We start from the raw sequence: 16434 nt of genomic DNA on the forward strand, positions 1-16434 counted from the left end.
ATCAGCAACCACCCGTATCACCGCATTGCACCCAACCCCTAATGGATTTGCCCTTGGGGGTTTTGAACAAGATCTTGACCCAACCCGCCTCAACCCCTTCCTGCAACACCGAATCACCCGGGATCAAATACATCTTCGTCACCTCCGCTAAAACCGGCGAACTGTAGAGGGAGGTCTTCTTGTTGATGGTGAGCGTTACTTTGTCTCCCGCTGCCCAGTGTTTATAAGCGGCGGAATTGAGTTTGGCGACGATGGCATCGGCGGTTTTATAGGGGAATGTGTAGACCAACTCCTCGGAGTCGAAATCGCGCACGATATCGCCGCCATTGCCGAAGTAGTTCGACAGTTGCTCATCCCTCACATAGCCCTTCGCCGTAGGGGAATACGCGTGAACGGTGTAGTACTCGCCCAAATAATTAACGCCGGTATCGGCTCTGATTCCGACGGCATGAATGACGAACAGCATTGGCTCGGCGTCGGGTTTGGCCTGAGCGAAGAAAGCCGCTTGTACGCGCCCGGTGGCCGCCAGAAATGGCAGGCCGCCGATGTTCGTCTTTTTACCGTCGGCGCAATTTACGAAATCGATGTCGATGGCTTTTTCGTCGGGGTCTTGGGATTCGTTTTCGGGGAGTTTGATGTAGTTGAAAACGATAGCGCCCGAGTCTGTTTGCAGCGCTGGGAAGGCTTCACTTTTTGCGGGGGTGCAGGTGATTCCGGCGAGGAGTTTTTTCAGGCTCGAGACACCCTCTTCATAAAAGGTGTTGCACTGCGAAACCACGACAACACCCTGGGCTGTTTCTGCTTGAAGTGTGTTGCAGGTTAACGAAAACCCCTCAACATCCTCCGGGCCAGGGTAGATAACGTTTTTCATGTCCAACAGCGTCCAGCCTTGCTGCTGCATTAACGCTTTTGCGGTGGGCGCAGCGTCCGAAAACTCCCTGAGTTCTTCAGCGCGAGGCACTTCGATCAGCTTGTTGTAACGCCGTGCGCTGTCGATGCCGACAACCGCCAAAATGTCCGGCAGGTTTTTCCCGGAGACGACGAAGGTAGGCAGGTTATCGAAGACGTTGGTGGACTCAGGGTTGTTGCGGGGCACGAGTTTCAGGATGTTCACGCTCCCTTCCTGCATGCAGCTCGCGACCTTCAGATCTGTTTGCGGGACTTCGAACGGGCAAGGTGGGTCTTCAGCGAATGCATGCGCGCTGCCCAGGAACAGGCTCAGCAGGAAAGCAGCCTTCAGTGCTGCGCGGTTTTTGTTAACTAAACAATCCATGTCGATCACTCAAAAAGACCTTGTTTAAGCTGTGCGGTGGCTGCGTTTAAAAGTGTCGGATCATCCGCTTACATTGCCTGCAAAACCATCGGATATTTCCTTCGATACGTGGGGGTGTTCGTGAACTAGGCGGGCTGCATTCATAGGGATAACCTTTCTTCGTCACCGCAAAATCGGTGACTCGAACGTGCAAGTTCGGTGGGATACACAATGGTTATGGCAATTCGTCGTGCGTTTTCCTATGCTCGCGAACCGTTATGGCAGTTGTGTATGGGAGACCTTCGGGTCTGCCGGATAATCCCGCCGGTCTTGCACACCTATGCACAGCTGCCACCTCTTTCGAAGCGCAAGCGAAACGGTGTCGGCTCCTTAATTACGGGATTACTTCTATGATCAAGCCAACACCAAATCCACCCGACGACTTATCCACATCCCCCTACGAATCCCTCGATTCCAGAAAACTCCACGAAGCCGCCGAACGCGCCCTCGACTACCACCTCGGCCCAAAACCCGACGCAAAACCCAAAACCAGGCCCCGCAAAGGCGCCCTGTTCAACGTCACCCCCGACCTCCAAACCGAAACCCTCCTGGCCAACGCGTCCGAAGACCTGCTGTCCATCAGCGCCATCGCCGCGGACCTGGCCGATGACGTGGAAGGCTCCCGCCGCTCGGTAGCCTTGGCATTGAGTCGATTGGCGGACGGGGTGCATTTGTTGGTAGAGCGAGCGCTGGATCAAATTGATTCGCCAGATCCTGAGGGACATCGGGCCGCCGCGTAGTAAAAGTACGAAGGGGACTTAGTGTCCCCTTCTTGCTGCGGCGTAATACGATCAGCCAGCCCCAACCTCACACGTACCATCCTGAAGATCAGGCATCCTGTTTTTCCCCTTCGACAGATACCAATCAGCTAGCGCGCTGCTTGAGCAAAAAGCGTTTTTCTCAGCATCGAAATACAGCGCCACGATGTGGTTCACCATCGCGCCACGGTTGGGCAGGAAAACCTCCAACTCGTACACAACATCCGGCAGCGCAGCTTTCCTGTCGGATTTCAGCTTCGGCGGGCCTTTAAACTTGCAGGGCACGTTCAAAAACACCACGCCCAGAACACCGCCCTGATAGGTATAAATCGAACAACTGCCTATCGAATCCTCATACGCTGCCACCCCGACAACACTCCCCTTCCAACTCACCGAACCGTTTGGTACCAGGCGAAGCTCCTGCGCCGACATATGATTTTCCAATTCGATGGCGGCGACCATGGCAGCGGGCAATGAGGGTTCTACTTTCAGAGCGGAAGACGCGGCGTTAGCGGACACACCCTCCAACTCCTCGCTTCGTTCCTTAACGCGCTTCGGGATTTTTTGCTTCTTGCCCGACAACTCCATTAATTCCGAGTATTTCTTGTAATGTCCCAACGCAATCCGCTTTTCATTTCGGCCCCAATAGGCGTCAGCCAGATTGAGATAAGCAACAGCACGCTCAGGACTATTAGTGATCACCTTTTCAAACAACAAAATAGCATCCTCATTAAACCCAGCTTGTTGCCAGTAGTAGGCAATATCATTGTAAAGCTGCTGATCAGACTTAGAATAACCATTGAGCTTTATATAACGTTCAACAAATGAACGCCTAGGGAAGCCGCGAAAATGCTTTTCATCAAGATACAGTCGAGCCGTAGCGTTCTTAAACTCGATTAACGCTTCGGACTTGATACTTAACTCAAGTCGCTGAACGAGTTCTTTTTTTGTTTTACAGTCAGCGGTGTCGCACGAATTCGGCATCCCTGAATCATCAACCACGTAACAATAAGGTTGAGGGGCACCAGCCGGACTTGGTATTTTGCTCAATCTCACCAGCGCCCCTTGAGATTGCGACGATATTGAACAAAAAGGTACCAAGCCAAAAATATCTGACACTCCTGCCTTGTTTTTCTCAAACTCTGCAAAAGTTAATATTTTACTCGCATCAACTAGGACAACAGACGAGTCGTCAGACTTGTTGATAAGCCAAAAAGCATTTTCTTGCGATGTACAGTTACATTCGCAACTGAGCACGTACTGATCAGAACGCATATCCCATCTGGTTTTGGCCGTTTCTCCCAAGCCACAATAATTATCAACCGAGGTAACAGTACAAACGTTTGAGTCTGGATCGCAATTAAGATTTCGAGCATCGGCCGAAATATGTCCAGCGAATAAAACAAGAAAGGCCCCTAACGCGATTGACTTCGCACTTACCATTGATTGCCCCAAATATTGTAAATGCTTACTAAAAAAGAAATGGATTTATTTCTCGACAACCAAAGATCCAGCCTAACCCACAAACAATCCGCCTCTTTTCAAGTAAATGGGGACGGGTTTATTTATCCATTGACGCTGAATAAGACAAACCATACCTAGAAGCAGCCTTGGACGATAAATATTTTTGCACCTGCAAAGCAAAGACCAATGCAGGAGTAACACATCCTTTTTCTAGAACCCATTCGTTTGGCGAATCCTTCTCTAATTCATCCGAGATTTTCACCAACGAATCGCCATCCATTTCAACCACACAGCGACCATAGGTGCTGGCAAACAATTTCGTGGCGTTGTCATTATTTTCCAGCAGAAACTGGTAACTCAGTGACTTCAAGGGAACGGCTGGCTTCTGATAAAAAGTACCGACTAACGCAATTTTATCCGCACTTGAAGCAGTCTCTTCTCGCGAGAACACAAACTGCCCGTCTTTAAAATTACTTATGATATTTCTAAGATAGCAGACACTACTTGAGGGACTGCAGAAACGATATCTAATAGAAATATTCCCATCCACCACAGACAGACCTTGAAAAACTTCCAGCCCACCACTGTTCTTTAGAGTTTTCGGTACGAGGTTTTCATTTTTCAAGATCTCCTTGCCACCAGATTCAACAATGAGCTCGTAAAATTCGGCGTTACTGTCGATGAGTTTTATCTGATCAATATTTCCGTCCCCGGTCACATCTCGGTTAATCACGATAAAATCGGAGGCATTCGCAAGACCAATGCAACTACTGAGCAAAGCAAATATAAAAATACCTATTCCGAAGCATTTTTTTATTTTCCTAGGTTTTGGCGAACTGATCTGTACAAATAAATCTGCTTCCTTTTCCGTGGCAACACAAGGCTGGACGAATAGCAATACAAACAACGTAGTTGCGTGATACTGATTAAACATTTAAGGCTACCTTTGCGGCGTCAATACATACATTGGCAGATCTGTCGATCCAGTATAATTTCTAGCATACTCGACCAGATCCCTTGGATAGACTGTTAAATCGACTATGCTGTCATCGATACCGTATAAAAAAGCAATGGCGCCCGCCTCAAAAGCCCAATAGCCAAAATAACTACCGTCATCACCATCGATACTTAAGTGTGTATCATGCCAACCGGCTTTTAGTTCACCGAACGAAGAATACCACTGAGCACAATATTCATTGAGCAATTTAGAAGCATCGGCTTTATTACCAGCATAAATCGATCGAATTAACAGGGTATACACAGCATGAAACCAACCGTCTAGATCCGCTCTTCCCGGAAGAACTTTACGCAACAAGTCCTCATACAACTTATCTTCGCCGTAAAAGCCTGCTGCATCAGTCAACAGTACAAACCGAGCTAGCAGATCGTTGCGATGCAGTAAAATGCACAAACTTACGATTTGAACAAATTCCTCATAATCACTTGGCGACTCATCCAGATTAAAAGGTGAAATGTTAGCGACACCTTCATACTTGGCCAACGCTCCTTGATAAGCTTCAAAATTCTGTATCAAGCGCTCAAGCGGTTTAATTAACGCCTCAACGGGTTCGCCTGCCGTATATCTAATTATCAAGGCGCCGAATGAATCTTGCTTGATCTCGAAGGCTTTTAAAGATGCTTCCTGCCCCGGAAAATCTTCCTCTATTCGATGAGAAGCCCAATAAACTTCTGAGGAGTCATAAAATTCGACAAGAACTTTGTAATAGCTTTCCGTAATATACTGCTGTCTTCTTTTCATTATTTTTTGAGTATCCAGCCTGTTTTCTCGCTAGAAAGACCTGCCCAAACACGTGGAGCACCCGTAAAGTTGGTCGTGACGAAGTTTCGTGCATAGTCGACCAAATCTTTAGGGTAGACCCTGTGCTTAATTGCGCTGTCATCAATACCATACAGATAGGCAATTGCTGCGGCCTCAAGGGCCCAATAGCCAACATAGCTCCCTTTGTCACCCATCAAATGAGTATCGTGCCATGGTGCCTGTTCAAAGGCGGAATACCAGCTCCGGCAATACGCTTCGAGCAGCGCCGAAGCCTCTTCTCCATCCTCCTCATAAATGGCATGAACCAGCAGGGTATAGGTTTCGTGGTTCCACTCATCCACGTCTTGACGATTGGGAATGACCTTACTCAGCAAATCCTCAAGAAGCGTATCGTCGCCGGCATAACCCGCGTTATCAAACATCGCGACGAAGGGAACCACTAAATCTATTCGATGAAGCAATACACACAAGCTGATGACTTGAACACATTCCTCATATTCGTAAAGCTGGCATAGATCAAGCGGGGGGATATTGGGTGAATTTTCATAAACCGCGAGGGCTTTTTGGAATTCCTGATATTGCTCGACGAGCTTTTCCAAGAAAGTAGCCAGACTGTCAATTGCATCCCCAGCCGTGTAACGAATCAATATTTCATCCAGAGTAAGCTCTTGAAAATACCGAGCCCTAAGAGATTTTTCCTGTTCTGGTGAATCAGCTTCAAATATATTTTTATTGGCGAACTCAAAGTCAGCCTCTTTGATTTTAAAGAAATTTAAAAGCCTTGTATCACTCAAAAATTCTTGTCGTTTGCTCATGACTACCAAACCTTTTTAACCAAGGCCTTCAACGCGCTGAAAAAATGGACATATTTATCATTGAACAATGGCTAATCCTATTCCATAAATAAATCTTCCATTTTTCATATAAACAATGCCGATCTTAAGTTTGAGGGAGTTTGGTAACGCACCCTTTGGGCACATTCATTTCCCAATAAGTGCTGACTAGCGTTTTTCGCGCGCGCTCTATGCGGAGATTGACAAATCCATCACCACAATCAGGACGCAGTTCCTTAAAAGAACCTGATTCAGGCTGATAAACAAAAATCCTACTAACGGTATAAGTTCCCATCCCGTCATCGACCTGCCAGACAGCGAAATCCTCTTTACCATCGAAGTTAAAATCGTCTATTTGAATGTGCAATTCGTTGATTGCTTCAAAGTCGATTGTCTTGGTTTCGGTAAGAGAGCCGCTTTTAATACCAACCGTTAAAACAGATCCGCTCAATGCAAGAGTGGCTTCAACTTCTTTCGATGGATGAAAAGAAGTAACAGCGGTAGAAGGTGGAGTTTTTGAATCTGGCGAGCCTTTCTCAACTGAAGCAAAATAATTTTTAATACTCGCTGCGTCCTTGTAAGGACACACTACCTCTTTTCCAGTAGCTAAGTCACGACCATCATTACAGTTCTGCAATGCAGGATATTCTTGGTCGCCTGAGAAAAAAGCGACAGACAGCTCACCGCCGTTTTTAATCAGCGGCAATACCATTACCGAATAGCTGACACCTTCAAACACAGCATTTGAAACTTTGTTCTTCACTAACACATACATTGACTTCTGCCCTCTATCCGGCAATCTTCTCTCATAGAAAAATACCGACGCAATCTGCTCGCCTTCAATCTTCCACACATAATTTAGCGAAGGCTTGGCAACATTCATGGGCGAGTAAAATATTTCCGCATAAGGCACATGAGTTTCTACCACTTTGCCTTTCAAATTATTCGTCAAAAAGAACACTGTAATCTTTTGATCACCTAATGAAGCTATAACAGGAGGATGTAGCTCTCCGATAGTACGCGCATCCTCTGCCAATGTGATTTGACTGGATAGTCCAATCATTATCGCGAGAACGCAGATACCGCTGAAAACCCTGTAAAAGCCCATATACTTTCCATAGCAATAATAAATTATAGGAAGGAGATCAACTCTCTCTTCAAACAAGAGCACAGCATGCAAGGATCGCTCTAGAATACACCACGCTTATCGAATCACTTTTTCTTAGGAATGTAGTAGTTAACTGGAAAGGTACTATCTAAATAATTTGATCGTTCGGGACTCATGTTGGCGACGCAGATGTTCACCGTCACCTCATAAGCTGGCATCGCCTCATCATATTCAAAAGCTTCTATAGCGCAATTAGTGTCCCGCAACTTTAACCAAGCCAGTTGCGAAGCTTTCAACTTAATCAAAAATTTTGCTCCCAGCTCAGCATCTCTTTGATATTGAGCGCCCACCCTAGCTATAAGCTGCTTGTAGCTTACATTCAGCTTCGAATCAGCGGAATTCTTTGCCTGTTTAACACACAAATTAAATTCCAAAGTTGACGCAACGACACCACAATCAGTTTCACCCGCCAAGACAAAGAGCGGACAAACCAAGCAAATAAACAATATAAACGATTTCATAGTCATCCTGTCGATGATTTGCTTAGTTGATTGGTTCTTCGCCAGGTTGGCTCATGCTACAGATTTCAAAGAGACAGATTATTTTTATCGAACGCTAGAAGCTTAGACTATCCAATAAATAAATCTGTCCCCTTGCAGCCTGGTCCCCTTGCAGCCTGAAAACACAAACGCAAAGGACGGCTCATCAAGAGCCGCCCTCCGCCGTTTTGCAGTTACACAGTCTTTTCAGACGAGTTCAACTTACCAGCCTGATCGGCCACCATATCCATCCAACCTCCGGGCTTATCCTCATCGTTAGCCGCTTTGGCCACCAGACTTGCCAAGGCACTAGCGTCTTTCTTGCGGGCTGCTTCGACTGCCTGATGGGCCACCAGGATTTTCTGAAGGGCTGGAGTGTTTGCGTTGGCTGCGGTAAGCGGCTGCAGCGCGGGTAATGCGGCGACTTTAGCCACCATGTCGCCTGGTTCTTTGGTGAACGACCTCAATGAATCGAGGTTAGTGAGCATCGGTAGTGCGATACCGGTAAGCGGGTCGAAGGCGCTGATTTCCGGAAGACCAACTTTGCCGCTCAGGACCGGCCGCGCCAAGGACGGCAAGAACAGTCCCAGCAACATACGAGGATCTTTTTTCTTGATGCTCAAACCGATACTAGCCAAGGCAATGCCAACCCCTACCACTCGACCGGCGGTGGCCAATAGTGATAACTGCTTATTCGACTCATTGTCGAAGTGGACTAACCGGATACGGAAATAGTCTGTAAAGGGTTCGCGAGGCCCCATTTTGTCATCCGAATTCATGAACCAGGCGCGAGAGTCATGGACCTGATCATCAAAGAGTGCCACCAAGTCCTCTTTACCTGCTCTTGGTTTACCTGGAGTACTAAACATTTCTTGATAACGCGAAGTCCCCTCTTTATACAAGTAAGTATATTCCTCGGCTTCGTCCTCTTCGTTTATCAAGTAAACAGTTCCGCCCAGCAACATATCCACCACACCGAGGACGGTAAACCCATCCTCCACAGGCCCCCATTCCTGTCGGTAGTCATGACGAAATTCGGCAGCCGCTGCACTTAGTTGTCGATGGTCCAAAGGTGGTTCAAATACCTTTTCCCAAAGCATCTTGTCGACTTCTTCTTGGCCACCAACAATTTGAACATTCAGCTTATTCTCTTGCTCTTGAGCCTGAGAGTAAACCGGCACAGGAAGCTTGTTGCTTTCAGCAACAACTTCTGCATTGTGTCGCTTTTCAATCGCTTTCCAGGCATCTATTTTAGCCTTCGGCATATCCGGAGCAGCATTTTTGAAAAACGATTGTTTTTCTACACCGCCGGCATACCGATCGATTCGCCATCCAGTAATTAAAGCTTGTTCACGCTTCATCATCTCTTCTAAAGGGCCGCTTTTGCACTGTGCTTGCCAAGCATTGAAACGCTTAATGAGTGTCTCCGAGATCATGAAATCAAGCTCAACGTCCCTAGACATAGCCCTCCAATCGTCGTGAACCTCTTTTTGCACCGCCGGCGGTGGAACCAACAACGGCGCGCCAGCCATGAACGCTTCCGCGTACATGTGCTGTAGAGCTATTTGCGATAACACATGATCGGAGCCAGCGGTGGCTTTACCCTGATCATTTGGTGAATACCCCCCCCCTACATCCGAATGAACTCCGGGGTAAATGTATTCGACTGTGCCTTGCCGATAACTCGAAGCTTTACTTTTATCACGGTTTCCATCAGATAATTTCGGACGCCTTCTTATCGAATCCAATGGGAAACTTGATCGTTGCTCATGCCCAGAAACCAAATGAACGCAACGCTTTAGAAAAGCGCAGTCATCAGGCAATGCCGTACTCTCGCAAACGGAGGCAGCCTCATCAGGTAAACGCATGGTGCCGTCAGCCCAGTCCATATGCCCAGCAGCAAATGGCACACTGTCGGCAAGTCCTACTGCCGCAACCGTATCGAATAGTCCTAGAAAATTTATAGAAATTGGAAGTCCCGCAAAACGATATTCAACTTCACCATTCACACCCTGGCGACGAACTAATTTCTGCAACCAATTAATAAAAGTCCGAGCTTCCGCCGCGCCGCGAGAAAATCCATAAACATAAAGTCGAATCGCCAATATATGTGGCTTTATTTCTGACTTATTTCTCTGCTTTAGTTTTTTTTCAAGATCCTCTATTTCTAATCGCATTGTTGCTTCGCGTTTTTTTTCTCCATTGCCTGAACTCAGAATATTTTCATACCGCCCGGTTGCCATGGATTTCAGCAAAAATTTTGATTTTTCGCCTGTTAGCCTTTCAACTCCGATGCTCTGATTCAACGCATCCAACAATCGTGTGAGCGCCCAGTTTATACGGTTTTCGCCACCACTCGCCCCAACCAACCCCTCTTGATCTGGAATAAACTCATTAACATCAGCAAATACTGTTCCTACCCCCGGACAGTAGTACTTAATAAACCCTCCATTCTGCATTGTGTCGTCAGCCCCCAAACTCGCATGAAAAAGTCGGGCTATATTGCTACGCGAATTAGGAGTTGATGCTCCGTCTGATTTATCGTTGTTGTTGGTACCGTCAAATGCAAATGTGATATGCAATGTTTTGCAGCATGGCTCCCCACTATTCGCGCCCCCTTGGGCTTGAATCAGTGCTCGCTGCTGATTCCCAAACGCTTTTTCGTCTTTTTTTTGTAGTTGTATATTTTTTGTTAATTGACCGGGATCATTTGGCAGTCGACGCGTAAGTGGAAAGCTTGGGGGAACTAACGCACCTGCCGGCGGAGGGGCATTTTCTCCGATCAATGATTCGAACATGTTGTGGGCTCCTTAACCTTAAAATATGCGCTATCTGGATAATTTGGACTGCTCGGCGTGTGGCAAGTCGTAGATACTTTTACTGTATCGCAAGGAAGGAAGTGGACCTGTAAAGCACAAAAATCCCTGCCATACCTAGGAATCTCAACCGTCGCTTCATGATGAGAATAACTAGCGGTGTGGCGAACAGCAGCCTCTTTAACAATTTGACCATACTGATCACGTTTAAGGGCCTCATAGGGTTTCGGATCTTTGTCCCACTTAATAATCGCTCTATCTCCAGGGCTCCACTGACTCGGGAGTAAGCCACAGCAGACTTCGCTTCCTCCGCCCTGATTTGCCGGAACTCGAGGACCGCCCGCACCATTAATACTGAATCGTATAATTTCTGCAGAAGTATGGTTATAGCCAACAACGCCTATAGAAACCATTTCAGGACCAGCGCTACAAGCATTCACACAGATAAGGCTGACAAATAAGACCAATAGTCTCTCATGCCTTTTTGGACCGATACCGTCCTCTGAATTGAACTTCCTCACGAATATCCTTGGCAACAACCTGGCGAAATAGCGCACTGATTGAATCACACCAATTAATATTAACATAACTTTGGCTTCTCCTTGATCATCGGGCAATTGTAGGGTAGACAAGACAGCTAGTGTAATAGCTATGCAAAGATGCGTATCTGATCAAAGAGCCTGACATGTCTTGGACTCCTTAACCTGAAAATATGCTTTATCTGGATAATTGGGATTATCATAGGAGTAGCAGGTTGTGGAGATTCCTACTTTATCGCAAGGTAAAAAGTGAACCTGTAAGGCGCACAACTCTGCCGCGTACTTAGGTATATTAACCGTCGCAGTATGATGCGAAAATTTGGCGGAGTGACTAACATAGGCATTTTTATCTATCTGACCATACTTATCACGCTTGACGGCTCCATATGGAGTTGGATCTTTATCCCATTCGACGATCGCTTTTAGTCCGGGACTCCATTGCATGGGAAGTGCGCTACAGCAAACTTCATTCCCCCCCCCTTGATTAGGAGGAATCCGGGCGCCGCCAGCACCATTGATACTGAACCGCATAATTTCTGCAGATGTGTGATTAAAACCTTTAACGGGTGCCGATACCATTTCAGTCTCAGCGTTGCTTGCGCTTATGCAGAACAGGCCGAATGAGAGAGCCAATGCTTTTCCAAGCATCTTAGAACTAGCGTTTCTTTTCGCCAAATAGTGCTTTTTCGCGAAAACATTTAATGTCAAAGCCACGTAATAGCGCCCGACTCTAATAGCATCAATTAATATTGACATACCTTCGGCTCCTCCATGTTCATCGGGTAGTTATAAGGGTAGTCCGGCTCACCAAACTTAATGTTGTCTGCGGAGACACGAACCTGATCACACGGTAAAAAGTGTACTTTCAACGATCCTGCAACATCGTATTTTGGAATCTCAACATTCGCTACATGGTGCGAGTAATTAGCGGCATGTTTTTTTAGCTTCGCACGAAACTCATCGGTTCCAAGAGGTGGCCATTTTTCTGGAAAATTTGATTTGGGGTCTTTCTCCCACTCAACAATCGCCCTCAATCCTGGCTTCCAGACGGGAGGAATCATCCCGCAGCAAACCTCACTGCCTCCACCTATTCTGGGTCCTAGATTCGGTCCGACTGCGCCATTAACAGTAAACCGATTGATGGCTGCCGATGTGTGGTTATACCCAGTCACCGACGTACTCAACATCCTAGACTTATTGCTGCTACAGGAGTTCAGAATCAGCAAGCATAGGACCAGAAAACCGATGCTACTTATTGATCGCATATGAGCGACCGATCGAATTAAAGTACCGAACATATCGTCGACTCCTTGACTTTGAAATAAGCTTTGTCTGGGTAGTCTGGATGTGCAGGTGTAAAACAGGTCGTTGATACTCGGACCTGATCGCACGGCAAAAAATGCACTTTCAGCGAACAAATTTTCTCGGCAAAACGAGGTATCTCAACAACCACTTTATGTTGTACGTAATGAGCGGCGTACTTCTTATAAGCAGCCCTAAATTCATCCGTCCCTAAAGGGGGCAGATTGTTTTCCGAACTGGCATTGGGATCAGTCTCCCACTCAATAACTGCCCTCAAACTTGGATTCCATTTAGCTGGAAGGGCACTGCAGCAAACTTGTTTGCCACCTCCCTCAAACGGCCCAATGTTTGGCCCCCCTGCGCCGTTCACTGTAAATCTATTAATATTCGCAGACGTATGGTTATAACCTTCTACAGGAGCACTCACCATTTCAGGCCCGGTATGGCAACCGCTCAAACCCAACAGCCCCATGCACAGCAAAAATCCACGTAAACTCACAGGCCGAATAGCCTTCAAAACGCTGATCAAAGAATCGGGCATGTTGTGGGCTCCTGAATCTGAAAATACGCCTTGTCAGGATAATTCGGATGGTTAGGGGTATAACATGTTGTGGACACCCTTACTTCATCGCAAGGAAAAAAGTGAACTTGTAAAGCGCACACTTTTTCGGCGTATTTAGGAATTTCTACAGTAGCTGAGTGATGAGAATAACCAACGGTGTGGCGAATAGCGGCCTCTTTGACAATTTGGCCGTACTGATCACGCTCTAGGGATTCGTATGGCTTTGGGTCTTTGTCCCATTCGATAAACGCTCTAAGTTCAGAAGTCCATTGAACAGGAAGTACGCCGCAGCAAACCTCACCTCCAGCCTGATTGGGTGGAATCCGAGGACCGCCAGCGCCATTGATACTGAACCGTATAATTTCTGCAGAGGTATGGTTATAACCAGTCACCGATTCAGACACCATTTCGGGGCCTGAGCGGCACCCGCTTACACCTACCAGCACCACCAACACCCACCCACGGACCAGCCAAGAAGCCATCACTTCCCCCGCAACTCCCGCCAACACACTCATCAAATCAACGCCCTCACCGGCTCATCAATCACAAACGCCGAGTTCTCCACCAGCCATTGATCAATAAACGGCTCCCGCTCTTCCGGCTCTTTCAATCCCTTCTGGTTCGCCGCCAATTGGCTGCGATACAGATGACGAATAAGGCTCTCATTACGGCTTAAACCATAGTGCTGCGGGATGGCGCAGTGGTCGATGCGGTAGGCGTCGGCTTCGGTCCAGGCGAGCAGGTTGGCCACTTGTGCGTGGTCGAACATGACCGGGGCGCTGGGTGGGGCGGCAGCGTGGCGGACGTAGTTGCCGGGCAGGCTTTGTGGGCGTTGGTCGCGGTCGAGCCAGTGCCAGGAAATGATCGCGGCATGGAAGGCGTTGCTTTGCGCCGGGGTGAGGGTTTCGGCGACCGGCAGTAGCATGCGCGGGTCGTAGTAGCGCAACACGCCTTCCGAGCGGCCCTGATTCCATTGGGCTTGGAGGAAGCCGCGCAGGTGATCGGCCAAAGCTTCGAACGCCCAAGGGCTGAACAAGGCGACGACGTGTTTGTTGCAGTCGACGGCGCTGATGAAGGTTTTCAGCCAGGGCCGTTGGGACGTATCTACGCGCAGCAGCAGCGGGCCGAAGTCGGCGATGGCGACTTCCGGGGTGTTTTCGAACAGTTTGGCCAATTGTGGCGCGTCGGTTTGCTCTGCCAGTTCTTGCAGCAGCGGGTAGTCGAGGCTGGTGGCGTCGATCAGCAGGTCGAGGTGCTGGTGTTGCAGTTGCTGGGCGTTGACCCATAACTCGTCGAGCCAGTGCAGGTTGCTTGTGGTCATGAAGTCGTCCTTTATCGCGCGGCCAGGGCCTGGGCGTTTCGTTTGGCCCGGGCCAGGCATTCTTTGCAGACTGGCGGTGGCGGCATCGGCGTCGGGGCGTTGCCGAGTGCCTGGGGCGGTACGTCGCCAGCGATGTCCGTGTCGGCCGCGCCCGGCAGCACCGGCGGCTTGATCCCAATCCCGGTCCCACTCCCCGCCGACCCACCGGCATTGATCTTGATCACCGGCCCAACCACCGTAATCCCACCGGCATCCAGCTTGATAAAACTCCCCCCGGCCTTAACCGTGAGTTCCATCCCCGCCTCAATAACAATCTTGTCCCCAGCCTTCAGGTGAATCTCTTTCCCGGCACTGGTCAGCTGTGCAGTCCCGAGCTTCACGTGCTGGCTCTGGCCGATCGTCAGGTGATCGTCCATCCGCGTTTCGATCTTGCGGTCGGCAATGGTGGTGCGGTGTTCTTCGGCTTTGAGTTCGGTGTAGGTGTTCTTCTCGACGGTGTCGTGGCGTTCGTTGCCGACGCGGATTTTTTGGTCGTGTTCGATGTTTTCATCCCAGTCTCGCTGGGCGTGGAGGTAGATCTGTTCGGCGCCTTTTTTGTCTTCGATGCGCAGTTCGTTGTAGCCGCCGCCTCCCGGTGAGCTGAGGGTTTTGAAGACGGTGCGGGTTTTGTTGGCGGGCAGTTCGTAGGGGACCTGGTTTTCCTTGTGGTAGAGGCAGCCAGTCACCAGGGGTTGGTCGGGGTCGCCTTCGAGGAAGGTGACGAGGACTTCCATGCCGATGCGCGGGATGGTGATGGCGCCGTAGCGGTCGCCGGCCCAGCTCGACGAGACGCGCATCCAGCAGCTGGTTTTGTCGTCGGCCTGGCCTTCGCGGTCCCAGTGGAATTGGACCTTGATGCGGCCGTACTGGTCGCAGTGGATTTCTTCGCCTTTGGGGCCGGTGACCAGGGCTGTTTGGCTGCCGAGGACGCGGGGTTTGGGGTGTTGTAGCGCCGGGCGGTAGAACACGGTCCATGGGGTGGCGAGGAAGCGGTTGCGGTAGCCCTGGTGGAAGTCGTCTTTGTTGTCGGTGGTGTCGCTGGTCACCGATTCTTCGAGGACTTGCGGTTGCTTGCCTTCGTGGAGGATTTCGGTGAGCAGCCAGAGGTCGTTCCACTCGGTGCGCGGGTGGTCGGAGAGTTCCAGGAAGTGGCCGCTGACCAATCGCGTCTGGTCGCCGTGGCCTTCGGCTTGCTGGTAGTCGGCGCGGTGGCGTTCGAGGGCGCGTTGGCTGAGGAACTTGCCGCGCGCGCGGTCGATGAAGCGGCCGGGGTAGTCGTAGTCTTCCAGGTCCGGTTCGGTGCTGTCGCCGTCGGGTTTGTAGGCGGACTCCAGTTGCAGGCGCGGCTTTTCAAAATCGTAGTCGCGACGGGTGACGCGGCCGGTGCGGGTTTCCAGGCGCAGCTTGAAGCCTTTGATCACCGGTTCTGCGGCGACCATGCCGCTGCCCTGCACATACGCGGTGGGCTGGCCGAGTTTGGGGAACACGGTCTGGTCGTCGCCGAACACCAGCAAATGCCCTTTTGGCGTGTGCTGGAAGTGGTAGTGAATGCCTTCTTCTTCGCACAGGCGCTGGACGAAGTGCAGGTCGGTTTCGTCGTACTGCACGCAGTAATCACGGTCCGGGCAGGTAACGCTCAACTGGAAGTTGTAGGCGTTGGCCTTGATGCCGTGTTCTTCGAGGATCAGCGCGATGATTTTCGGCGCCGACATCTGCTGGTAGATGCGCTGGTTGGTGCGGTGGTGCAGGTATTGCAGTTGCGGCACCAGGGAGATTTTGTAGCGGGTCAGGCGTTTACCGGCATCGCCTTGGGCGACGCGGTAGATCTGGCCGTGGATGCCGGAGCCTTGCGGGTCGAACGCCAGGAACGCCTGTTTGTGCAGGAGTTTTTCCAGGTCCAGGTCGGGGTTTTCGCTGACCAGTTCCACCTCCATGCGATAGGGCTGGCTGATGCCTTCGGTGCCGGTGAACGACAGCACTTGCAGGTCGCCCACGTAGTCTTCAACGGTCAGGCTGAAGTGCGTTTCGTTAGCTGGGTTGAACATTGGTCGGTCCCTGTTC

16 protein-coding genes are annotated in these 16434 nt (G+C 49.6%); 1 reads left to right on the forward strand and 15 read right to left on the reverse strand.

The window, feature by feature from the left end:
• Position 1: 1 nt before the first annotated feature.
• Positions 2-1273, reverse strand: a complete 1272-nt coding sequence (locus tag ACY4LX_RS00265; protein ID WP_463260662.1) for a hypothetical protein — start codon at positions 1271-1273, stop codon at positions 2-4.
• Between the two features lie 389 nt (positions 1274-1662).
• On the opposite strand from ACY4LX_RS00265, the gene ACY4LX_RS00270 reads away from it, so the two are divergent.
• The gene (locus tag ACY4LX_RS00270) at positions 1663-2052 is read left to right on the forward strand and encodes a DUF6124 family protein (RefSeq protein ID WP_463258869.1); all 390 of its coding nucleotides are present in this window, start codon (positions 1663-1665) and stop codon (positions 2050-2052) included.
• A 51-nt stretch (positions 2053-2103) separates the two neighbouring features.
• On the opposite strand, the gene ACY4LX_RS00275 is transcribed toward ACY4LX_RS00270, so the two are convergent.
• From ACY4LX_RS00275 to ACY4LX_RS00340, 14 genes are all read right to left on the reverse strand, one after another.
• Complete coding sequence (locus tag ACY4LX_RS00275) at positions 2104-3345, reverse strand: tetratricopeptide repeat protein (protein WP_463258870.1); 1242 nt, start codon at positions 3343-3345, stop codon at positions 2104-2106.
• A gap of 286 nt (positions 3346-3631) precedes the next feature.
• Positions 3632-4468: a hypothetical protein gene (locus ACY4LX_RS00280; RefSeq protein ID WP_463258871.1), complete on the reverse strand. Its 837-nt coding sequence runs from the start codon at positions 4466-4468 to the stop codon at positions 3632-3634.
• A 6-nt stretch (positions 4469-4474) separates the two neighbouring features.
• On the reverse strand, positions 4475-5293 hold the full coding sequence (locus tag ACY4LX_RS00285) for a PoNe immunity protein domain-containing protein (protein ID WP_463258872.1): 819 nt from the start codon (positions 5291-5293) through the stop codon (positions 4475-4477).
• Positions 5293-6129: a PoNe immunity protein domain-containing protein gene (locus ACY4LX_RS00290; RefSeq protein ID WP_463258873.1), complete on the reverse strand. Its 837-nt coding sequence runs from the start codon at positions 6127-6129 to the stop codon at positions 5293-5295. Before ACY4LX_RS00290 ends, ACY4LX_RS00285 begins: the two co-directional genes overlap by 1 nt.
• Positions 6130-6253: 124 nt before the next feature.
• Positions 6254-7318 (reverse strand): XAC2610-related protein, encoded by a 1065-nt coding sequence (locus tag ACY4LX_RS00295; RefSeq protein ID WP_463260663.1) that lies wholly within the window; start codon positions 7316-7318, stop codon positions 6254-6256.
• 41 nt (positions 7319-7359) lie between these two features.
• Positions 7360-7776, reverse strand: a complete 417-nt coding sequence (locus tag ACY4LX_RS00300) for a lysozyme inhibitor LprI family protein (protein WP_463258874.1) — start codon at positions 7774-7776, stop codon at positions 7360-7362.
• A gap of 212 nt (positions 7777-7988) precedes the next feature.
• Positions 7989-10592, reverse strand: coding sequence for a T6SS phospholipase effector Tle1-like catalytic domain-containing protein (locus ACY4LX_RS00305; protein ID WP_463258875.1), 2604 nt, complete (start codon positions 10590-10592; stop codon positions 7989-7991).
• The gene (locus ACY4LX_RS00310) at positions 10577-11197 is read right to left on the reverse strand and encodes a DUF3304 domain-containing protein (protein WP_133835370.1); all 621 of its coding nucleotides are present in this window, start codon (positions 11195-11197) and stop codon (positions 10577-10579) included. The genes ACY4LX_RS00305 and ACY4LX_RS00310 overlap by 16 nt, the downstream gene beginning before the upstream one ends.
• Positions 11198-11281: 84 nt before the next feature.
• Positions 11282-11905, reverse strand: coding sequence for a DUF3304 domain-containing protein (locus ACY4LX_RS00315; protein WP_463258876.1), 624 nt, complete (start codon positions 11903-11905; stop codon positions 11282-11284).
• The gene (locus tag ACY4LX_RS00320) at positions 11893-12447 is read right to left on the reverse strand and encodes a DUF3304 domain-containing protein (protein ID WP_463258877.1); all 555 of its coding nucleotides are present in this window, start codon (positions 12445-12447) and stop codon (positions 11893-11895) included. The genes ACY4LX_RS00315 and ACY4LX_RS00320 overlap by 13 nt, the downstream gene beginning before the upstream one ends.
• The gene (locus ACY4LX_RS00325; RefSeq protein WP_463260664.1) at positions 12432-12923 is read right to left on the reverse strand and encodes a DUF3304 domain-containing protein; all 492 of its coding nucleotides are present in this window, start codon (positions 12921-12923) and stop codon (positions 12432-12434) included. The genes ACY4LX_RS00320 and ACY4LX_RS00325 overlap by 16 nt, the downstream gene beginning before the upstream one ends.
• Before the next feature lie 53 nt (positions 12924-12976).
• On the reverse strand, positions 12977-13528 hold the full coding sequence (locus ACY4LX_RS00330) for a DUF3304 domain-containing protein (RefSeq protein ID WP_463258878.1): 552 nt from the start codon (positions 13526-13528) through the stop codon (positions 12977-12979).
• Entirely contained in the window at positions 13528-14334 is an 807-nt protein-coding gene (locus ACY4LX_RS00335; protein WP_463258879.1) for a DUF4123 domain-containing protein, read from the reverse strand. The genes ACY4LX_RS00330 and ACY4LX_RS00335 overlap by 1 nt, the downstream gene beginning before the upstream one ends.
• A gap of 11 nt (positions 14335-14345) precedes the next feature.
• Positions 14346-16418 (reverse strand): type VI secretion system Vgr family protein, encoded by a 2073-nt coding sequence (locus ACY4LX_RS00340; RefSeq protein ID WP_463258880.1) that lies wholly within the window; start codon positions 16416-16418, stop codon positions 14346-14348.
• Positions 16419-16434 lie beyond the last annotated feature (16 nt).

This window comes from Pseudomonas sp. Emmai (genome assembly GCF_055179735.1).

Coding starts and splice junctions, on each gene's coding strand:
- ACY4LX_RS00310 (WP_133835370.1), bottom strand. CDS start 11,197: ATGTTAATATTAATTGGTGTGATTCAATCAGTGCGCTATTTCGCCAGG.
- ACY4LX_RS00275 (WP_463258870.1), bottom strand. CDS start 3,345: ATGCGTTCTGATCAGTACGTGCTCAGTTGCGAATGTAACTGTACATCG.
- ACY4LX_RS00265 (WP_463260662.1), bottom strand. CDS start 1,273: ATGGATTGTTTAGTTAACAAAAACCGCGCAGCACTGAAGGCTGCTTTC.
- ACY4LX_RS00330 (WP_463258878.1), bottom strand. CDS start 13,528: ATGAGTGTGTTGGCGGGAGTTGCGGGGGAAGTGATGGCTTCTTGGCTG.
- ACY4LX_RS00305 (WP_463258875.1), bottom strand. CDS start 10,592: ATGTTCGAATCATTGATCGGAGAAAATGCCCCTCCGCCGGCAGGTGCG.
- ACY4LX_RS00335 (WP_463258879.1), bottom strand. CDS start 14,334: ATGACCACAAGCAACCTGCACTGGCTCGACGAGTTATGGGTCAACGCC.
- ACY4LX_RS00285 (WP_463258872.1), bottom strand. CDS start 5,293: ATGAAAAGAAGACAGCAGTATATTACGGAAAGCTATTACAAAGTTCTT.
- ACY4LX_RS00290 (WP_463258873.1), bottom strand. CDS start 6,129: ATGAGCAAACGACAAGAATTTTTGAGTGATACAAGGCTTTTAAATTTC.
- ACY4LX_RS00300 (WP_463258874.1), bottom strand. CDS start 7,776: ATGAAATCGTTTATATTGTTTATTTGCTTGGTTTGTCCGCTCTTTGTC.
- ACY4LX_RS00340 (WP_463258880.1), bottom strand. CDS start 16,418: ATGTTCAACCCAGCTAACGAAACGCACTTCAGCCTGACCGTTGAAGAC.
- ACY4LX_RS00315 (WP_463258876.1), bottom strand. CDS start 11,905: ATGTCAATATTAATTGATGCTATTAGAGTCGGGCGCTATTACGTGGCT.
- ACY4LX_RS00320 (WP_463258877.1), bottom strand. CDS start 12,447: ATGTTCGGTACTTTAATTCGATCGGTCGCTCATATGCGATCAATAAGT.
- ACY4LX_RS00325 (WP_463260664.1), bottom strand. CDS start 12,923: ATGGGGCTGTTGGGTTTGAGCGGTTGCCATACCGGGCCTGAAATGGTG.
- ACY4LX_RS00280 (WP_463258871.1), bottom strand. CDS start 4,468: ATGTTTAATCAGTATCACGCAACTACGTTGTTTGTATTGCTATTCGTC.
- ACY4LX_RS00270 (WP_463258869.1), top strand. CDS start 1,663: ATGATCAAGCCAACACCAAATCCACCCGACGACTTATCCACATCCCCC.